This is a genomic window from Pseudomonas algeriensis (assembly GCF_048847255.1).
In the GTDB taxonomy this organism is placed as follows: domain Bacteria; phylum Pseudomonadota; class Gammaproteobacteria; order Pseudomonadales; family Pseudomonadaceae; genus Aquipseudomonas.
This window is the reverse complement of sequence record NZ_JBKKRK010000002.1, coordinates 447,854-462,178: the sequence shown is the minus strand read 5'-3', so window position 1 is coordinate 462,178 and position 14,325 is coordinate 447,854. Positions and strand designations below refer to the sequence as shown.

Sequence of the window (14,325 nt, the reverse complement as noted above, 5' to 3'; positions counted from 1 at the left end):
TTGTTAGAGACACCCTTTGTCGTTTGGAGAAACGGCAAATCGACAGCTAAACAAAAATAATCCAAAGAAAAAATTTCGCTAGAATCCAAGGTCCATTCTGTCGACAAACAACGGATGTTTTCGTGACTGCTCTGCTCGTACCCTATGAAGACCTGACCCCACTGCAACGGCAACAGGTCGAATCCATCGAGATTTACCCCGACCAAATCAAGTTCTCTGGCGACATCCACGGCGCGCTGCACACACTGCTGTCCAAGCCCGGCCCAGGGGTCAAGGGCTTCGCCTTGTTGGACGACGAGGTCCCCGTTGCATTCCTGCTGCTCAAGCGCCCGCCCGTGCTGCCGGCCTGGGCCAACGAACACAGCGCGACCCTGCACGCGTTGCAAGTTGACCACCGCGCCCAGGGCAAAGGCTATGGCAAGGCGTGCCTGCAAGCGCTACCCGCCGCGGCCCGCGCGGCCTGGCCGGAAATCAGGGGATTGGAGCTCTCCGTCGATGCTGACAACCACTCGGCCATCGGCCTCTACACCCGACTGGGCTGGGTCGACAGTGGCGAAGCCTACAAAGGCCGCATCGGTTATGAGCGGCGGATGGGGTTGGTGTTTTGACAAACAGGGCCAACGATCAATAGCTGCAAAGTCTGGCGGCGAGCTTGCTCGCGATGAGGGCATATCGGTCGACGTCGACGTTGGCTGGTCCGCTGCTATCGCGAGCAAGCTCGCTTCCACAGGGACCCGAGGTGATCAACTCGGCTTGAGCGGTATCCAGATTTCCAGGTGGCCTTCGCCGGTCCGGGGATTGAAATCTTCACTGTAGCGCTCAAACTCCGGTTCATCCGCCGCCTGATGGCCGGATTGGGGCAGCCATTCTTTCCAGATGTATTGGAACGTATCCGGCAGATCCTTGAGCGGCCCTTTGTGCTCGAAGACCGCGTACGACCCGGGCTGGATCTCGATCCAGCGGTATTGTTCGGGTAGGTCGTCGAGCCGGCTGATTTCCACGCCAGCGATGTACTCGAAGCCGCCCTGGCCGTCCGGGTTGCAGCACACCCCGTACGTCACCTCGTCTTTCTGTCCGGGCACCTTGCCGAGCCAAGGCAGGAATTTTTCCCAGAGCTGCGGGATGTCCTGGGCGGTTTCCTGGGTAAAACGCGCGCCGAAACCGGCGATGAGCTGAAAGCGTCCCTGCTCGAAGCGCGGCTCGGCTGCGTTAGCGCGTTTTTGCGTTTCCATTGCTCAACACTCCGAAAACTTGAAGGCGGGTTTGGCAGTATAGAAGCCAAACCGTAATTGCCAGGCCGTTTCGCTTGTTAAAGTCCCGGCCAGCTGGGGGCGTTTACCGTTCCTACAAACTCGTTATAACCAGAAACGATCACGTAGACCGCGAAATAACAGAAGATCGCCGCCGATGCCCAATAGGAGTACCGCAGCAACTTGTCGCCCAGCATTTTCCCGCCCTGGGTCGCTGCCAGGCACAAGCCAGCGCTCCAGAGCAGCCCGGCGCTGAGGAATCCGCCCAGGAACAAGGCCGAGCTGAGCACGGTGCCGCCACCCGAGCGGGCGATGAGCGTTCCGCCCACTGCGGCGAACCAGAGAATGGCGCTGGGCGATGACATGGCGAGGAAAATCCCGCGAAAAAATTCCTGGCGCGGCGAGTTGGCCCGAGTCTCGCCCGCCTCAGCCAGCACCGCGTTGTGATAGATCGCCGAATGAACCATTTTCGCCGCGAAATACAAGAGCACCACCGAGCCGCCAATCCACAGCGCCCAACGCACCGGTTCGTATTGCAGCAAAACGGTCATCCCGGCCAGCGCCAGGACTGCATAGACCAGGTCGCCCACGCACGTGCCCAGGCCCAAGGCGAAGCCTTGGAAATAGCCGCGTTGCATCGCCAGCGTGATCATCGCGATGTTGGCCACGCCAATGTCCAGGCACAGCGAAAGACTCAGCAGGAAGCCGCTGGAAAATTCCATGATTTGTTCCATCAGGATTGGATAGGCGCGTTCAGCCGCCTGCGGGGCCTTTCGGGGGCGCCGCAGCCAGGGCGACAGTGTCGTCGAAAATAGTTCGGCGCGGCTACTGGACAATTCGACATCCGCCCGATTATCTTGCGCCGCAGGCCACCGCAGTGGCCAACGTCGCTCGGACGGTTCCGGGCGCTCACGTATCTCGAGGCAACAATGGCCGAACAAGGTTCGCCGCGCCGCTTTGCGCGCATCGATCGACTCCCCCCGTACGTATTCAATATCACTGCCGAGCTGAAGATGGCTGCGCGTCGGCGCGGCGAAGACATCATCGACTTGAGCATGGGTAACCCCGATGGCGCCACGCCCCCACATATCGTGGAGAAGTTGGTCACCGTCGCCCAGCGTGAAGACACTCACGGCTACTCCACGTCCAAAGGCATCCCGCGCCTGCGCCGCGCCATTTCGCGTTGGTACAAGGACCGCTACGAGGTGGACATCGACCCGGAAAGCGAAGCCATCGTCACCATCGGTTCCAAGGAAGGCCTCGCGCACCTGATGCTGGCGACCCTGGACCAGGGCGACACGGTGCTGGTGCCCAACCCCAGCTATCCGATCCACATCTACGGCGCGGTGATCGCCGGCGCCCAGGTGCGTTCGGTGCCGCTGGTGCCCGGCGTGGATTTCTTCGATGAGCTGGAGCGGGCCATTCGCGGTTCGATCCCCAAGCCGAAGATGATGATCCTCGGCTTTCCATCCAACCCGACCGCGCAATGCGTGGAGCTCGATTTTTTCGAACGGGTCATCGCCCTCGCCAAGCAATACGACGTGCTGGTGATCCACGACCTGGCGTACGCCGACATCGTGTATGACGGCTGGAAAGCGCCGTCGATCATGCAAGTGCCAGGGGCCAAAGACATCGCGGTGGAGTTCTTCACCCTGTCCAAGAGCTACAACATGGCCGGCTGGCGCATCGGTTTCATGGTCGGCAACCCGGAACTGGTCAGCGCCCTTGCGCGGATCAAGAGCTACCACGACTACGGCACCTTCACCCCGCTGCAAGTGGCCGCCATCGCCGCCCTCGAAGGCGACCAGCAATGCGTGCGCGACATTGCCGAGCAGTACCGCCAGCGCCGTAATGTGTTGGTCAAAGGCCTGCATGAGCTGGGGTGGATGGTGGAAAACCCGAAGGCGTCGATGTACGTCTGGGCCAAGATCCCCGAAGCCTATGCGCACCTGGGCTCACTGGAGTTTGCCAAGAAGCTGCTGGCCGAAGCCAAGGTCTGCGTCTCGCCGGGGGTGGGGTTCGGGGAATATGGGGATGATCACGTGCGCTTTGCGCTGATCGAGAACCAGGACCGGATTCGCCAGGCGGTGCGGGGGATCCGTGGGATGTTCCGGGCGGATGGGTTGGCTGGCAAACAAGCCTGACGGCCAACCACAACCTCTATGTGGCGAGGGAGCTTGCTCCCGCTCGACTGCGAAGCAGTCGCAAACCGGTCGCCTCACTCCATGAGAGGAATTGACTGGATTGGGGCCGCTTCGCGGCCCAGCGGGAGCAAGCTCCCTCGCCACAGTTAGTCCAAGGTGTTCTTAGATCACCAGCGACAGCAGCAGGATGAAGATCAAGCCCACCACGGACAGAATGGTTTCCATCGCGGTCCAGGTCTTGAAAGTCTCGGCCACGGTCATGTTGAAGTACTGCTTGACCAGCCAGAAACCCGCATCGTTGACGTGGGACAGGATCAGCGAACCGGCGCCGGTCGCCAGCACCAGCAGCTCACGGTTCACGCCCGGCATCATCCCCACGACAGGCACCACGATCCCGGCACCGGTAATGGTTGCCACGGTCGCTGAGCCTGTGGCGATACGGATCACCGCCGCCACCAGCCACGCCAGCAGGATCGGCGAAATCTGCGCACTCACCGCCATGTGACCGATCACATCGCCCACACCGCTGGTCACCAGCATCTGCTTGAAGCCACCACCAGCACCGATGATCAGGATGATCGCGGCGGTCGGGGCCAGGCTCGCGTCGAGCCATTTCAACATCTGGCTGGAACCGATCCCCTGTTTGTAGCCGAAGGTGTAAAGCGATAGCAGCAACGCCAACAACAGCGCCGAGATCGGGTGGCCGATCATGTCCATCCAGACGCGGAAAAGGTTGCCATCCGGCAGCGCCACATCAGCGAACGTCTTGAGCAGCATCAGGAACACCGGCGAGAGCACGGTGATCAGGGTGATGCTGAAGCTTGGCAGCTCGGCGGCGTTCGTCTCACGGGCCAGTTGATCCACCAGTTCCTGATTTGGATGCCCGGGGATGTGCTTGGCGATGAAGGTACCGAAGATCGGGCCGGCAATGATAGCGGTCGGCAGCGCGACGATCAGGCCATAAAGAATGGTCTTGCCGATGTCGGCGCCGAAGATGCCGATCGCCAGCAGCGGCCCCGGGTGCGGCGGCACCAGGCCGTGGACCGCGGAGAGGCCGGCCAGCAGCGGGATACCAATCTTGATGATCGACACGCCGGTGCGGCGCGCCACGATGAACACCAACGGAATCAGCAACACGAAGCCGATTTCGAAGAACAGCGGGATGCCCACCAGGAACGCGGCGAACATCATCGCCCACTGCACCTTTTCCTTGCCGAAGGCACGGATCAGCGTCTGGGCGATCTGATCGGCCCCGCCCGATTCAGCCATCATTTTGCCGAGCATCGTGCCCAGCGCCAGGATGATGCCGACAAAACCGAGCACGCCACCGAAGCCGTCCTGGAACGCCTTGATGATGGTGCCGGTCGGCATGCCCGACGTCAGGCCGAGGAACGCGGCGGCGATGGTCAGCGCAATGAACGGGTGGAATTTGAACTTGGTGATGAGGACGATGAGTCCGATCACCGTGACCACTGCATCAAGCAGTAGAAACGTCTCGTGGGACATGCCGAACATGGGAGGTGTCTCCTGATTTGTTGTTGTTATTGAAGCAGTTATTAATGGGCCGTCGGGACAGCGCTATCTTTCTGACGCATATTTTTCGAAACTCAGCCGGCGAGTTTCAAACCGTGGGCCAGCCACCAGACGTAGGCCTGGCGGGCCAATTCATCGATGCTGTGGCTGGACGCGTCCAGAGCCAGGGTCAGGGGCTCGCCGACAGGGGATTCGAGGGTGGCAAACTGGCTGTCGATCAGGGTCGACGGCATGAAATGGCCCGGACGGTGGGAGACACGATCGGCAGCCACTTCGGGGGTCAATTCAAGGAATACGAAGCCCAGGCCCGGCAGGGCGCTGCGTAGGCGCTCGCGGTAGCTGTGCTTGAGGGCCGAGCAGGTCAGCACCGGGCGCTCGCCCGTGCCGTCGACACGGCGCAACTCGTCGCACAGGCTGTCGAGCCAGCCGGCACGGTCGTCGTCAGTCAGGGGAATACCGGCGCTCATCTTCTGGATGTTGGCCGCGGGGTGGAACGTGTCGCCTTCGATGGCGGTGGCGCCGCTCAGTTGGCACAGGGCCTGGCTGACGCAAGTTTTGCCGCAACCGGCAACGCCCATGATGACCAGGGCGGTGATTGGATTATTCATGTAACACCTCAGCGCGCAGACAGCGCTACCTTTGCCAGTTATGACACCGCAGCAAAAGCAGAAGTTGCCGACGCCTTCTTGTCATTTTTGTGGTTGCAGCATGTTCGTCCACGACACCCACGGGACAGGGATCAGGCAAACCCTGTCAACGCATTTGCAGCCGCGCCGAGACAGCGCTACCTTAGTGCCTTGATTTTTGTTTGGCAAGCCGCCCTGATGACCGCCCCTAAAAACGATAAGAATACTCGCACCACCGGTCGCCCCACGCTCAATGAAGTCGCCCGCCTGGCCGGGGTCAGCCCGATCACCGCCTCCCGTGCCCTGCGCGGCGTCAGCACCGTGGCCGTCGAACTGGTGGACAAGGTCCGCCAGGCCGCCCTGGAACTCAATTACGTCGTCAATCCCGCGGCCCGGGCCTTGGCTTCGGCCCAGAGCCATTCAGTGGTGGTACTGGTGCCGTCACTGTCCAACCTGTTGTTCATCGACACCCTGGAAGCCATCCATCGCGTCTTGCGGCCCAAGGGATTCGAAGTGGTGATCGGCAACTACCATTATTCCCGGGACGAAGAAGAAGACCTGCTGCGCAATTACATGGCCTATCAGCCGCGCGGTCTGTTGCTGACCGGATTCGACCGGACCGAAAGCGCCCGGCGCATGATCGAGGCCAGCAATATCCCCTGCGTGTACATGATGGAACTGGATCCGGGCGCCGGCCTCAACTGCGTGGGATTCTCCCAGCTCCAGGCCGGCGAGACCGCCGCCGAGCATTTGATCTCCCGAGGCCGCAAGCGCCTGGCCTACATCGGCGCGCAACTGGACCAACGCACGTTGCTGCGCGGCGAAGGCTTTCGTCGCGCCCTCCAGAAGGCCGGGCTCTATGACCCTGACCTGGAAGTGCTGACCCCTCGCCCGTCGTCGGTGGGCCTGGGCGGCGAATTGTTCCTGCAATTGCTGGCCAGCCATCCAGACGTCGACGCGATTTTCTTCGGCAACGACGACCTGGCCCACGGCGCCCTGCTCGAAGCGTTGCGCTGCGGCATCAGGATTCCCGAACAGGTTTCGATACTGGGCTTCAACGACCTGCCCGCTTCGGCCCACATGGTCCCGCGCTTGAGCAGCATCAGCACCCCGCGAGAAGAAATCGGCCGGCGCGCCGCCGAACAGATGCTCACGTTGATGGCCGGCAACCGCATCGCCCAGCCGGTCGTCGACCTGGGTTTCGAACTCAAGATTCGCGAAAGCACCTGAGCGCCCCGCCACCGTGCGGTCGATCCATGCCGACGAACGGCAAGGATTGGCCGCACCGCGCTGTGCGTTTCGCCTGTAGCCCTTGAAAACGGGGCCTTGCGCGACGGCATGGTAATTGCTCCCACCATCGCTCAGCCATTATCTACGGGTACACATCATGTTGGTCAGCGTAAAACAACAAGCGATAAACCTGCCCCTCAAACGCCCCGGCGAAGACCCGACCGCCGAAGCCGCCAGCGGTTTGCAAAGCGCCGCCCTGCAATCGCTGCGTGACAACGTCCAGGCCCAGGCCAACCAGGGCAGCACCCAGGTCCAGGAATCCATCACCCGGCAAGCCTCGCAGCAGGTCAACGCCGCCACCGCCATCAGCGACAACGTCGACGAGGCCTTCGCCAAGACCCGCGTGCAACTGCAGACCGTCGCTTCGTCAGCCGCCGACGAGGCGAAGAAAGCACGCAGCTCTGCCATGACGGAGTTCAAGGAATACATGAGCAAGACGCCTGAAGAACGATTGCGTGACAGCATTCTTGAGGAAATGGGCATCACTGAAGAAGAGTACGCGCAGATGCCGCCCGAGAAGCAACGGGCGGTCGGCGAGGAAATTGCCCAGCGCATGCAGGACAAGGCCGCTATGGCGCAGGTGGAAAAAGCCCAGGAAAGCCGGACGGATGAGAAGAATCCGGCCACGGACATGTTCCTCGCCTCGCTGTAGACCTTGCAGACAGGCGCCGGAGATGTCCCGGCGCATTGTTTGTTCCCTTATAATCGCCCGCCTCCACTGCCCTCTCCGCCCTCGCCATGCCCGACTTCCACTACACACGTCTCGACGAGCCTCTGTGGCCGTTGATGAACAAGTTCTACCGCGCCCACCAATCCTCGATGAAAGCCGTGCGCGACGCACAGCTGTGGGTGGCACGGCGCGAAGACATCGTCGCGGCGCTGTGCCTTCGACCGGTTTCGGGCGGGCATTGGTTGACGGGATTGTTCGTCGACCCGGCGCACCGCGTACAAGGCGTCGCCGCGCGACTGATCGCAGAAGCGGTGAAGGGGCTGAATGAGCCGGTGTGGCTGTTCTGTCACCCGGACTTGCGCGGGTTTTATGAACGACGGGGCTTCAGCTTCGACCCCGAACTGCCCTATGCGATGGCTGAAAGGCTGAGCCGGTATGCGCGCAGCAAGCCGATGATTGCGATGGGGTTGGAGCCCAACATACTCTCCTGACGCCGAACACAGTTCATTGTGGGAGCGAGCAGGCTCGCTCCCACAATTTTTTTGTGTCGGTTTTAGCTAGTCGTCAGCCATAGGGTCCAGATCCGGAAACATCACCTCGGTAAACCCGAACTTACTGAAATCAGTGATGCGCGACGGATACAAGCGGCCGATCAAGTGATCGCACTCATGCAGGACCACCCGGGCATGAAAGCCCGAGGCGGTGCGCATGATCGGCTCGCCCTTGGGGTCGAAACCTTCGTAGCGGATATGCTGGTAACGATCCACCGCGCCGCGCAAGCCTGGCACCGACAGGCAACCTTCGAAGCCTTCTTCCATCAACGGACTCAGCGGCGTAATCAAAGGATTGATCAGGATCGTCTGCGGCACCGCTTCGGCATCGGGATAGCGCTCGCTGTGCTCGAAGCCAAAGATCACCAGTTGCAGGTCCACGCCGATCTGCGGCGCCGCCAGGCCGACGCCGCCGACGCTTTCCATGGTCTGGAACATGTCGTCGATCAGTTGCCACAACTCGGGGCTGTCGAACATTTCCGGCGGCAACGGCGGGGCGATGCGCAGCAGGCGTTCGTCGCCCATTTTCAGGATTTCGCGGATCATGGTCGGGCTTCGTCTGTAGGGGTATGAGCAACGGAATGGTCGCGCCCCAGGCCCGACACATGCTGCTTCTCGTGCTCGCCCGGGGTCTTTTCACCGGTGTCCTTGCCTTCGGCGGACATGTGTTCGATGACCGCATTCATCTCGGCGCCGAGTAGCAACACCGCCGCAGAGATATAGAAATACAGCAACAACACGATGATCGCGCCGATACTGCCATACATGGCGTTGTAGTCGGCGAAGGTCTTCACATAGAACGCAAAACCCAGGGACGCGATGATCCACACCACCACCGCCAATACCGAGCCCGGCGTGATGAAGCGGAACTCCTGTTTGACGTCAGGCATCACGTAATAGATCAGCGCCACTGCCACCATCAGCAAAAACACGATGACCGGCCAGCGCGCCAGGGTCCAGACGGTGACGATGAACTCCTCCAGCCCGATCTGAGAGGCAATCCAACCCATCACTTGCGGGCCCAGTACCATCAAGGCCGCGGCGACCAACAGCATGCCGGCGATACCGACCGTATAAAGAATCGACAGCGGAAAGCGCTTCCAGGCCGGGCGCCCCTCGACCACGTCGTACGCCGCGTTCATGGCGCTCATCATCAGCCGCACGCCGGCCGACGCGGTCCACAGCGCAATGACGATACCCACCGAGAGCAAGCCGCCCTTGGATTGCTGGAGCTGGTCGATCACCGGGTTGACCTGTTCCAGCGCCTGGGGCGGCAGCACCAGTTCCGATTGCAGGCGCAGCCAGGAAAAGAAATCCGGCAGGTGCAGGAAGCCGATCAGCGCGATCAGGAAAAGAATGAAGGGAAACAGCGAAAACAGCATCTGGTAAGCCAGTGCGGAGGCGTAGGTCGACATCTCGTCGTCGAGAAACTCGGTCACCGTGCGCATCATCACGCGATGCAGGGGCAAGCCTTTCAAGGCCGGGAACATCATGTGCGTCTCCTTTCGCCGCAAAAGAGGAAGGTCGCCTGGCGACTCACGGGGCTGCTATCCGTGACAAAAGTAACCTGTTTGGCGACTTTGGAACAATTTCCCCGGTGCAAGTTCGAGCCGACATGATAACGGCCACCCGCGGATGGCCGTTCCAATCGCTTTCTTACAGGCCGGTTATGCCTCGTCAACGCCTTTCTTGACTGCATCCTTGGCCTTGCCCGCGGTTTGCTGGGCCTCACCTTTTTTCTCCTGGACCACGCCCTCGGCGCGCATGCGATCATTGTCGGTGGCCTTGCCGACACCTTGCTTGATATTGCCGACAGCTTCGTTGGCAACGCCCTTCACTTTATCGTTCGTGCTTCCCATGATGTTTCTCCTGTGAACAACTGTAAGAAAAGTCATTACATAGGGGTTGACCGACGCCGTTTGCAGGGAGTTTCATTTTTTCAGCGGCGCATTTCATCGTCAGATGCAGGTTGCGCTTTATGTTTGCCGACCCACACCCGAGAATGCTCCACGTATTCAGGCTGCGCCTGAAGCTCCAATTCCCGTAGGAACGTTATGAAACTCGATAAAAAGCAGGCCATCGCCCGCAGGAACCAGGAACTGGGCGGTGCCGTCCTGGGTGTCAACAACTGCCATTTCAGCGAACTGAACCGCAACCGCAACATCTTCTGGTTCGACATCCCGGTGGCCCGCCTGGCCATTGGGCAGTACGAATGGATTCACCTGCTGCTGCACACGCCTGCCACCGACGAACTCTTGCACCTGAAAGTGCCCACCGTGTTCCTGAGGGAAAAAATGGAAGGCCTGGAAGTGCGCAACCAGGGCAAACGCAAGGCAGCCCTGAGCCTGGAGCTCAGCGCAGACAAGGATTCGTACCTGCAAGACATGCGGCCCGGCGGCACCAACCTGGATTTTGCGCAGTTTCGGTTGTAACGCTCCACACGATCAACAAAAAGCCCCGCATCAGCGGGGCTTTTCATTGGTGGGGTTGTTACTTTTTCAGCCCCAGCTTCCTGAGCTCTTCATCACGCAACTCACGCCGCAGGATCTTGCCGACGTTGGTGGTCGGCAGTGCATCGCGGAACTCCACGGACTTGGGCACCTTGTAGCCGGTGACGTTAGCGCGCATGTGCTCCATCACCTGTTCCTTTGTGAGCGTGACACCCGGACGCGCGACGATGAATATCTTGATCGCCTCGCCGGATTTCTCGTCAGGTACACCGATGGCCGCGCATTGCAGCACGCCCGGCAAGGCCGCCAGCACGTCTTCCAGCTCGTTGGGGTAGACGTTGAAACCGGAGATCAGGATCATGTCTTTCTTGCGATCGACGATGCGCATGTAGCCATCCGGCTGGATCACGGCGATGTCACCGGTCTTGAGCCAGCCTTCGCTGTCGAGGATCTCGTCGGTGGCGTCCTGGCGCTGCCAGTAGCCCTTCATGACCTGCGGGCCTTTGACGCACAATTCGCCGATTTCCCCCAAAGGCAACTCTTCGCCCGCGTCATTGATGACCTTGCACAAGGTCGACGGAACCGGAATGCCGATGGTGCCGACCTGGATGTTCTGGATCGGGTTGACCGTGGCAACCGGGCTCGTCTCGGTCATGCCGTAGCCTTCGCAGATCGGGCAACCGGTGACCGCTTTCCAACGCTCCGCCGCCGCCAACTGCAAAGCCATGCCGCCAGACAGGGTGACCTTCAGCGCCGAGAAATCCAGCTTGCGGAAGGCTTCGTTGTTGCACAGCGCCACGAACAACGTGTTGAGCCCGACGAAGCCGCTGAACTTCCATTTCGACAGCTCCTTGACCATCGCCGACAAATCGCGCGGGTTACTGATCAGGATGTTGTGGTTGCCGATCAGCATCATCGCCATGCAATGGAAGGTAAACGCGTAGATGTGGTACAGCGGCAGCGGCGTGATCAGTACTTCACAGCCCTCATTGAGGTTGGAACCCATCAGCGCCTTGCATTGCAGCATGTTAGCCACCAGGTTGCGGTGGGTCAGCATGGCGCCCTTGGCCACGCCCGTGGTGCCGCCGGTGTATTGCAACACCGCCACATCATCACTGGTGGGGCTCGCTTCGTTCACAGGCTGGCCGTGGCCCTTGCTCAGGACGTCGTTGAACTTGATGGCCTTGGGCAAATGATAGGCCGGGACCATCTTCTTGACGTACTTGATCACGCTGTTGATCAACAGGCGCTTGAGCGGCGGCAGCAAGTCGGCCACTTCGGTGACGATGACGTGCTTGACGCCAGTCTTGGGCACCACGCTTTCGGCAAGGTGCGCCATGTTAGCCAGGCAGACCAGTGCCTTGGCACCGGAATCGTTGAATTGATGCTCCATTTCCCGCGCGGTGTAGAGCGGGTTGGTATTGACCACGATCAGGCCGGCGCGGATCGCGCCAAACACAGCCACTGGGTACTGGAGGACGTTGGGCAGTTGCACGGCGATTCGATCGCCCGGCTGCAAATCGGTATGCTGTTGCAGGTACGCGGCAAAGGCACCGGACAATTCGTAGAGCTCACCGTAGGTGATGGTCTTGCCGAGGTTGCTGAATGCCGGCTTGTCGGCGAAGCGTTGGCAGGAATGCTTCAACACCGCCTGAATATTCGGATACTCATCTGGATTGATGTCGGCAGCAATCCCAGCTGGGTACTTATCCTTCCAAAAGTTTTCAATCATGGAAGCCCCACTCCTCAGCAACGCGAATTCTCACCGCATTTGATGCGATTATTATTGGTGTATGTCTATTGGTGAATCTGGCTTGGATAACGGCCGAGAAGTCACAAAAGCGCGCCGAGAGTAGCAGCTTTGCCAAGGGTCGCCTAGAGCCAAAAGCGGCCCCTACAGTCACAAATATGACTCAAGAACATTCAATGGTCATTTTTAGAGTAAAAATTCTAAGCCTTATTTAATTGTCCCGAATCCATAAAACCTGTGGGAGCGAGCTTGCTCGCGATAACGATGTATCAGCCAATCTTTCTGGCACCGATACACCGCCATCGCGAGCAAGCTCGCTCCCACTAAGGGTCTGTCGCGCCGGCGTCAGGCGATATCGCGCAACTCCCGGCGCAGGATCTTGCCCACCGGTGTCATCGGCAGCGATTCCCGCAGCACGATGTGCTTGGGCACCTTGTAGCCGGTGAAATTCTCCTTGCAGTACGCCTTGAGCTCTTCGAGGCTGACGCCCGCCTCACGGGCCACGACGAACAGTTTCACCGCCTCCCCCGAACGTTCGTCCGGCACGCCGATGACCGCGCAGCTGGCGACTTTCGGGTGGGCCATCACCACATCCTCGATTTCGTTCGGGTACACGTTGAAGCCCGAGACAATGATCATGTCTTTCTTGCGATCGACGATGCGCACGAACCCGTCGGGGTCGATCACGGCGATATCTCCGGACTTGAACCAGCCCTCGCTGTCGAGCACTTCGGCGGTCGCTTCGGGCTTGTTCCAGTAGCCCTTCATGATCTGCGGCCCCTTGATGCACAGCTCGCCGCGTTCGCCCAAGGGCAGCTCGACACCGTCGTCACTGATGACTTTCATCAGCGTACCCGGCACCGGTAGCCCCACCGTGCCCAGGCGCGACTTGCCACCGTAAGGGTTGGCGCTGGCCACTGGCGAGGTTTCCGTCAGGCCGTAGCCCTCGGTGATGCCGCAACCGGTCAACTGCTTCCAACGTTCGGCGGTGGCCTTGACCAACGCGGTGCCGCCTGAGTTGGTGACCTTGAGGTTGGAGAAATCCAGCGTCTTGAAATCCGGATGGTCCATCAGCGCGACGAACAGCGTGTTGAGCCCCAGCAGCAACGAAAACCGCCAGTTCTTCAGCTCCTTTATGAAACCGCCGATGTCCCTTGGATTGGTGATCAGCACGTTGTGGTTGCCCGTGACCATCATGCACATGCAGTTCGCCGTGAAGGCGTAGATGTGATACAGCGGCAGCGGTGCGATCATCACCTCCTGGCCCTCGCGCAACAAAGGCTTGCCGTCGTCGCCGATCTGCCCCAGGCAGGCGCGGGCCTGCTGCATGTTGGCCACCAGGTTGCCGTGGGTCAGCATGGCGCCCTTGGCCAAGCCGGTGGTGCCGCCGGTGTATTGCAGCACGGCAATGTCCCCGAGGCTGACATTGAGCGGCTTGATGGCCTGGCCCCGTCCCAAACGCAAGGCGCTCTTGAAGGAAATGGCCTGGGGCAGCGAATAGGCCGGGACCATTTTCTTGACCTTGCTCACGACTGTATTGACCAGCCAGCCCTTGGCGGTGGGCATCAGGTCGCCCATCTTCGCCTCGATCAGGTATTGCAGGTCGGTGTCGGGCAGCACTTCCTGCACTTTCTGCCCGAACAGGTTCATGTACACCAGCGCCCGGGCGCCGGAGTCCTTGAATTGGTGACGCATTTCCCGGGGGGTGTACAGCGGATTGGTGTTGACCACCACCAGCCCGGCGCGCAGGGCACCAAAAACCGCGATCGGGTATTGCAGGACATTGGGCATCTGCACGGCGATACGATCGCCGGGCGCCAGGTCGGTATTGGCTTGCAGGTAACCGGCGAAGGCCGCGCTGTAACGCTCCAACTCGGCGTAGGTGATCGTCACCCCCATGTTGCTGTACGCCGGACGGTCGGCAAATTTCTTGCAGGAACGCTCGAACACCTCGACGACTGACTTGTAGGCACTCAGGTCGATGTCCGAGGGCACGCCGGCCGGGCGTTTGTCATTCCAGAAATCAGGCTGCATTGTTTTTGTCCTCTTTACCTGAACATA

The 14,325-nt window shown here is 60.3% G+C and carries 15 protein-coding genes; 6 read left to right on the top strand and 9 right to left on the bottom strand.

Annotation, left to right across the window (positions count from 1 at the left end):
* Positions 1 to 122 precede the first annotated feature (122 nt).
* Positions 123 to 608: a GNAT family N-acetyltransferase gene (locus ACLK1G_RS05110; RefSeq protein WP_420764421.1), complete on the top strand. Its 486-nt coding sequence runs from the start codon at positions 123 to 125 to the stop codon at positions 606 to 608.
* A 135-nt stretch (positions 609 to 743) separates the two neighbouring features.
* On the opposite strand, the gene ACLK1G_RS05105 is transcribed toward ACLK1G_RS05110, so the two are convergent.
* The gene (locus ACLK1G_RS05105) at positions 744 to 1,232 is read right to left on the bottom strand and encodes a GyrI-like domain-containing protein (RefSeq protein ID WP_420764420.1); all 489 of its coding nucleotides are present in this window, start codon (positions 1,230 to 1,232) and stop codon (positions 744 to 746) included.
* Positions 1,233 to 1,309: 77 nt separating this feature from the next.
* Complete coding sequence (locus tag ACLK1G_RS05100) at positions 1,310 to 1,972, bottom strand: LysE family translocator (RefSeq protein ID WP_420764419.1); 663 nt, start codon at positions 1,970 to 1,972, stop codon at positions 1,310 to 1,312.
* Between the two features lie 207 nt (positions 1,973 to 2,179).
* On the opposite strand from ACLK1G_RS05100, the gene alaC reads away from it, so the two are divergent.
* Positions 2,180 to 3,394 carry an alanine transaminase gene (gene alaC, locus ACLK1G_RS05095; RefSeq protein ID WP_305496304.1) on the top strand — a complete coding sequence of 405 codons (1,215 nt, stop codon included), beginning with the start codon at positions 2,180 to 2,182 and terminating at the stop codon, positions 3,392 to 3,394.
* Between the two features lie 162 nt (positions 3,395 to 3,556).
* Here the strand turns inward: alaC and ACLK1G_RS05090 are convergent, their stop codons facing one another.
* Positions 3,557 to 4,909, bottom strand: a complete 1,353-nt coding sequence (locus ACLK1G_RS05090) for a GntP family permease (RefSeq protein ID WP_305496305.1) — start codon at positions 4,907 to 4,909, stop codon at positions 3,557 to 3,559.
* 92 nt (positions 4,910 to 5,001) lie between these two features.
* Positions 5,002 to 5,535, bottom strand: coding sequence for a gluconokinase (locus ACLK1G_RS05085; protein ID WP_420764418.1), 534 nt, complete (start codon positions 5,533 to 5,535; stop codon positions 5,002 to 5,004).
* Positions 5,536 to 5,751: 216 nt separating this feature from the next.
* On the opposite strand from ACLK1G_RS05085, the gene gntR reads away from it, so the two are divergent.
* The 3 genes from gntR to ACLK1G_RS05070 all read left to right on the top strand — a co-directional run bounded on the left by gntR (position 5,752) and on the right by ACLK1G_RS05070 (position 8,004).
* On the top strand, positions 5,752 to 6,783 hold the full coding sequence (gntR, locus tag ACLK1G_RS05080; protein WP_420764417.1) for an HTH-type transcriptional regulator GntR: 1,032 nt from the start codon (positions 5,752 to 5,754) through the stop codon (positions 6,781 to 6,783).
* 157 nt (positions 6,784 to 6,940) lie between these two features.
* A complete protein-coding gene (locus ACLK1G_RS05075) occupies positions 6,941 to 7,495 on the top strand; it encodes a hypothetical protein (protein WP_420764416.1) in 555 nt (184 codons plus the stop codon).
* 86 nt (positions 7,496 to 7,581) lie between these two features.
* On the top strand, positions 7,582 to 8,004 hold the full coding sequence (locus ACLK1G_RS05070; RefSeq protein ID WP_420764415.1) for a GNAT family N-acetyltransferase: 423 nt from the start codon (positions 7,582 to 7,584) through the stop codon (positions 8,002 to 8,004).
* Positions 8,005 to 8,070: 66 nt separating this feature from the next.
* Here ACLK1G_RS05070 and def read toward each other — a convergent pair whose 3' ends face one another.
* The 3 genes from def to ACLK1G_RS05055 form a co-directional block, all read right to left on the bottom strand.
* The gene (gene def / locus ACLK1G_RS05065; protein ID WP_420764414.1) at positions 8,071 to 8,610 is read right to left on the bottom strand and encodes a peptide deformylase; all 540 of its coding nucleotides are present in this window, start codon (positions 8,608 to 8,610) and stop codon (positions 8,071 to 8,073) included.
* The gene (locus ACLK1G_RS05060) at positions 8,607 to 9,557 is read right to left on the bottom strand and encodes a YihY/virulence factor BrkB family protein (RefSeq protein WP_420764413.1); all 951 of its coding nucleotides are present in this window, start codon (positions 9,555 to 9,557) and stop codon (positions 8,607 to 8,609) included. Before ACLK1G_RS05060 ends, def begins: the two co-directional genes overlap by 4 nt.
* 174 nt (positions 9,558 to 9,731) lie before the next feature.
* On the bottom strand, positions 9,732 to 9,923 hold the full coding sequence (locus tag ACLK1G_RS05055) for a CsbD family protein (RefSeq protein WP_420764412.1): 192 nt from the start codon (positions 9,921 to 9,923) through the stop codon (positions 9,732 to 9,734).
* Positions 9,924 to 10,118: 195 nt separating this feature from the next.
* Here ACLK1G_RS05055 and ACLK1G_RS05050 point away from each other — a divergent pair, with 195 nt between their 5' ends.
* On the top strand, positions 10,119 to 10,496 hold the full coding sequence (locus tag ACLK1G_RS05050) for a hypothetical protein (protein WP_030139341.1): 378 nt from the start codon (positions 10,119 to 10,121) through the stop codon (positions 10,494 to 10,496).
* A gap of 58 nt (positions 10,497 to 10,554) precedes the next feature.
* On the opposite strand, the gene fadD1 is transcribed toward ACLK1G_RS05050, so the two are convergent.
* The gene (gene fadD1, locus ACLK1G_RS05045; RefSeq protein WP_420764411.1) at positions 10,555 to 12,246 is read right to left on the bottom strand and encodes a long-chain-fatty-acid--CoA ligase FadD1; all 1,692 of its coding nucleotides are present in this window, start codon (positions 12,244 to 12,246) and stop codon (positions 10,555 to 10,557) included.
* Positions 12,247 to 12,609: 363 nt separating this feature from the next.
* The gene (gene fadD2, locus ACLK1G_RS05040; protein ID WP_420764410.1) at positions 12,610 to 14,298 is read right to left on the bottom strand and encodes a long-chain-fatty-acid--CoA ligase FadD2; all 1,689 of its coding nucleotides are present in this window, start codon (positions 14,296 to 14,298) and stop codon (positions 12,610 to 12,612) included.
* Between the last annotated feature and the right edge of the window lie 27 nt (positions 14,299 to 14,325).

Coding starts and splice junctions, on each gene's coding strand:
- ACLK1G_RS05105 (WP_420764420.1), bottom strand. CDS start 1,232: ATGGAAACGCAAAAACGCGCTAACGCAGCCGAGCCGCGCTTCGAGCAG.
- fadD2 (WP_420764410.1), bottom strand. CDS start 14,298: ATGCAGCCTGATTTCTGGAATGACAAACGCCCGGCCGGCGTGCCCTCG.
- ACLK1G_RS05085 (WP_420764418.1), bottom strand. CDS start 5,535: ATGAATAATCCAATCACCGCCCTGGTCATCATGGGCGTTGCCGGTTGC.
- ACLK1G_RS05100 (WP_420764419.1), bottom strand. CDS start 1,972: ATGGAATTTTCCAGCGGCTTCCTGCTGAGTCTTTCGCTGTGCCTGGAC.
- fadD1 (WP_420764411.1), bottom strand. CDS start 12,246: ATGATTGAAAACTTTTGGAAGGATAAGTACCCAGCTGGGATTGCTGCC.
- ACLK1G_RS05055 (WP_420764412.1), bottom strand. CDS start 9,923: ATGGGAAGCACGAACGATAAAGTGAAGGGCGTTGCCAACGAAGCTGTC.
- alaC (WP_305496304.1), top strand. CDS start 2,180: ATGGCCGAACAAGGTTCGCCGCGCCGCTTTGCGCGCATCGATCGACTC.
- ACLK1G_RS05090 (WP_305496305.1), bottom strand. CDS start 4,909: ATGTTCGGCATGTCCCACGAGACGTTTCTACTGCTTGATGCAGTGGTC.
- gntR (WP_420764417.1), top strand. CDS start 5,752: ATGACCGCCCCTAAAAACGATAAGAATACTCGCACCACCGGTCGCCCC.
- ACLK1G_RS05075 (WP_420764416.1), top strand. CDS start 6,941: ATGTTGGTCAGCGTAAAACAACAAGCGATAAACCTGCCCCTCAAACGC.
- ACLK1G_RS05050 (WP_030139341.1), top strand. CDS start 10,119: ATGAAACTCGATAAAAAGCAGGCCATCGCCCGCAGGAACCAGGAACTG.
- ACLK1G_RS05060 (WP_420764413.1), bottom strand. CDS start 9,557: ATGATGTTCCCGGCCTTGAAAGGCTTGCCCCTGCATCGCGTGATGATG.
- def (WP_420764414.1), bottom strand. CDS start 8,610: ATGATCCGCGAAATCCTGAAAATGGGCGACGAACGCCTGCTGCGCATC.
- ACLK1G_RS05070 (WP_420764415.1), top strand. CDS start 7,582: ATGCCCGACTTCCACTACACACGTCTCGACGAGCCTCTGTGGCCGTTG.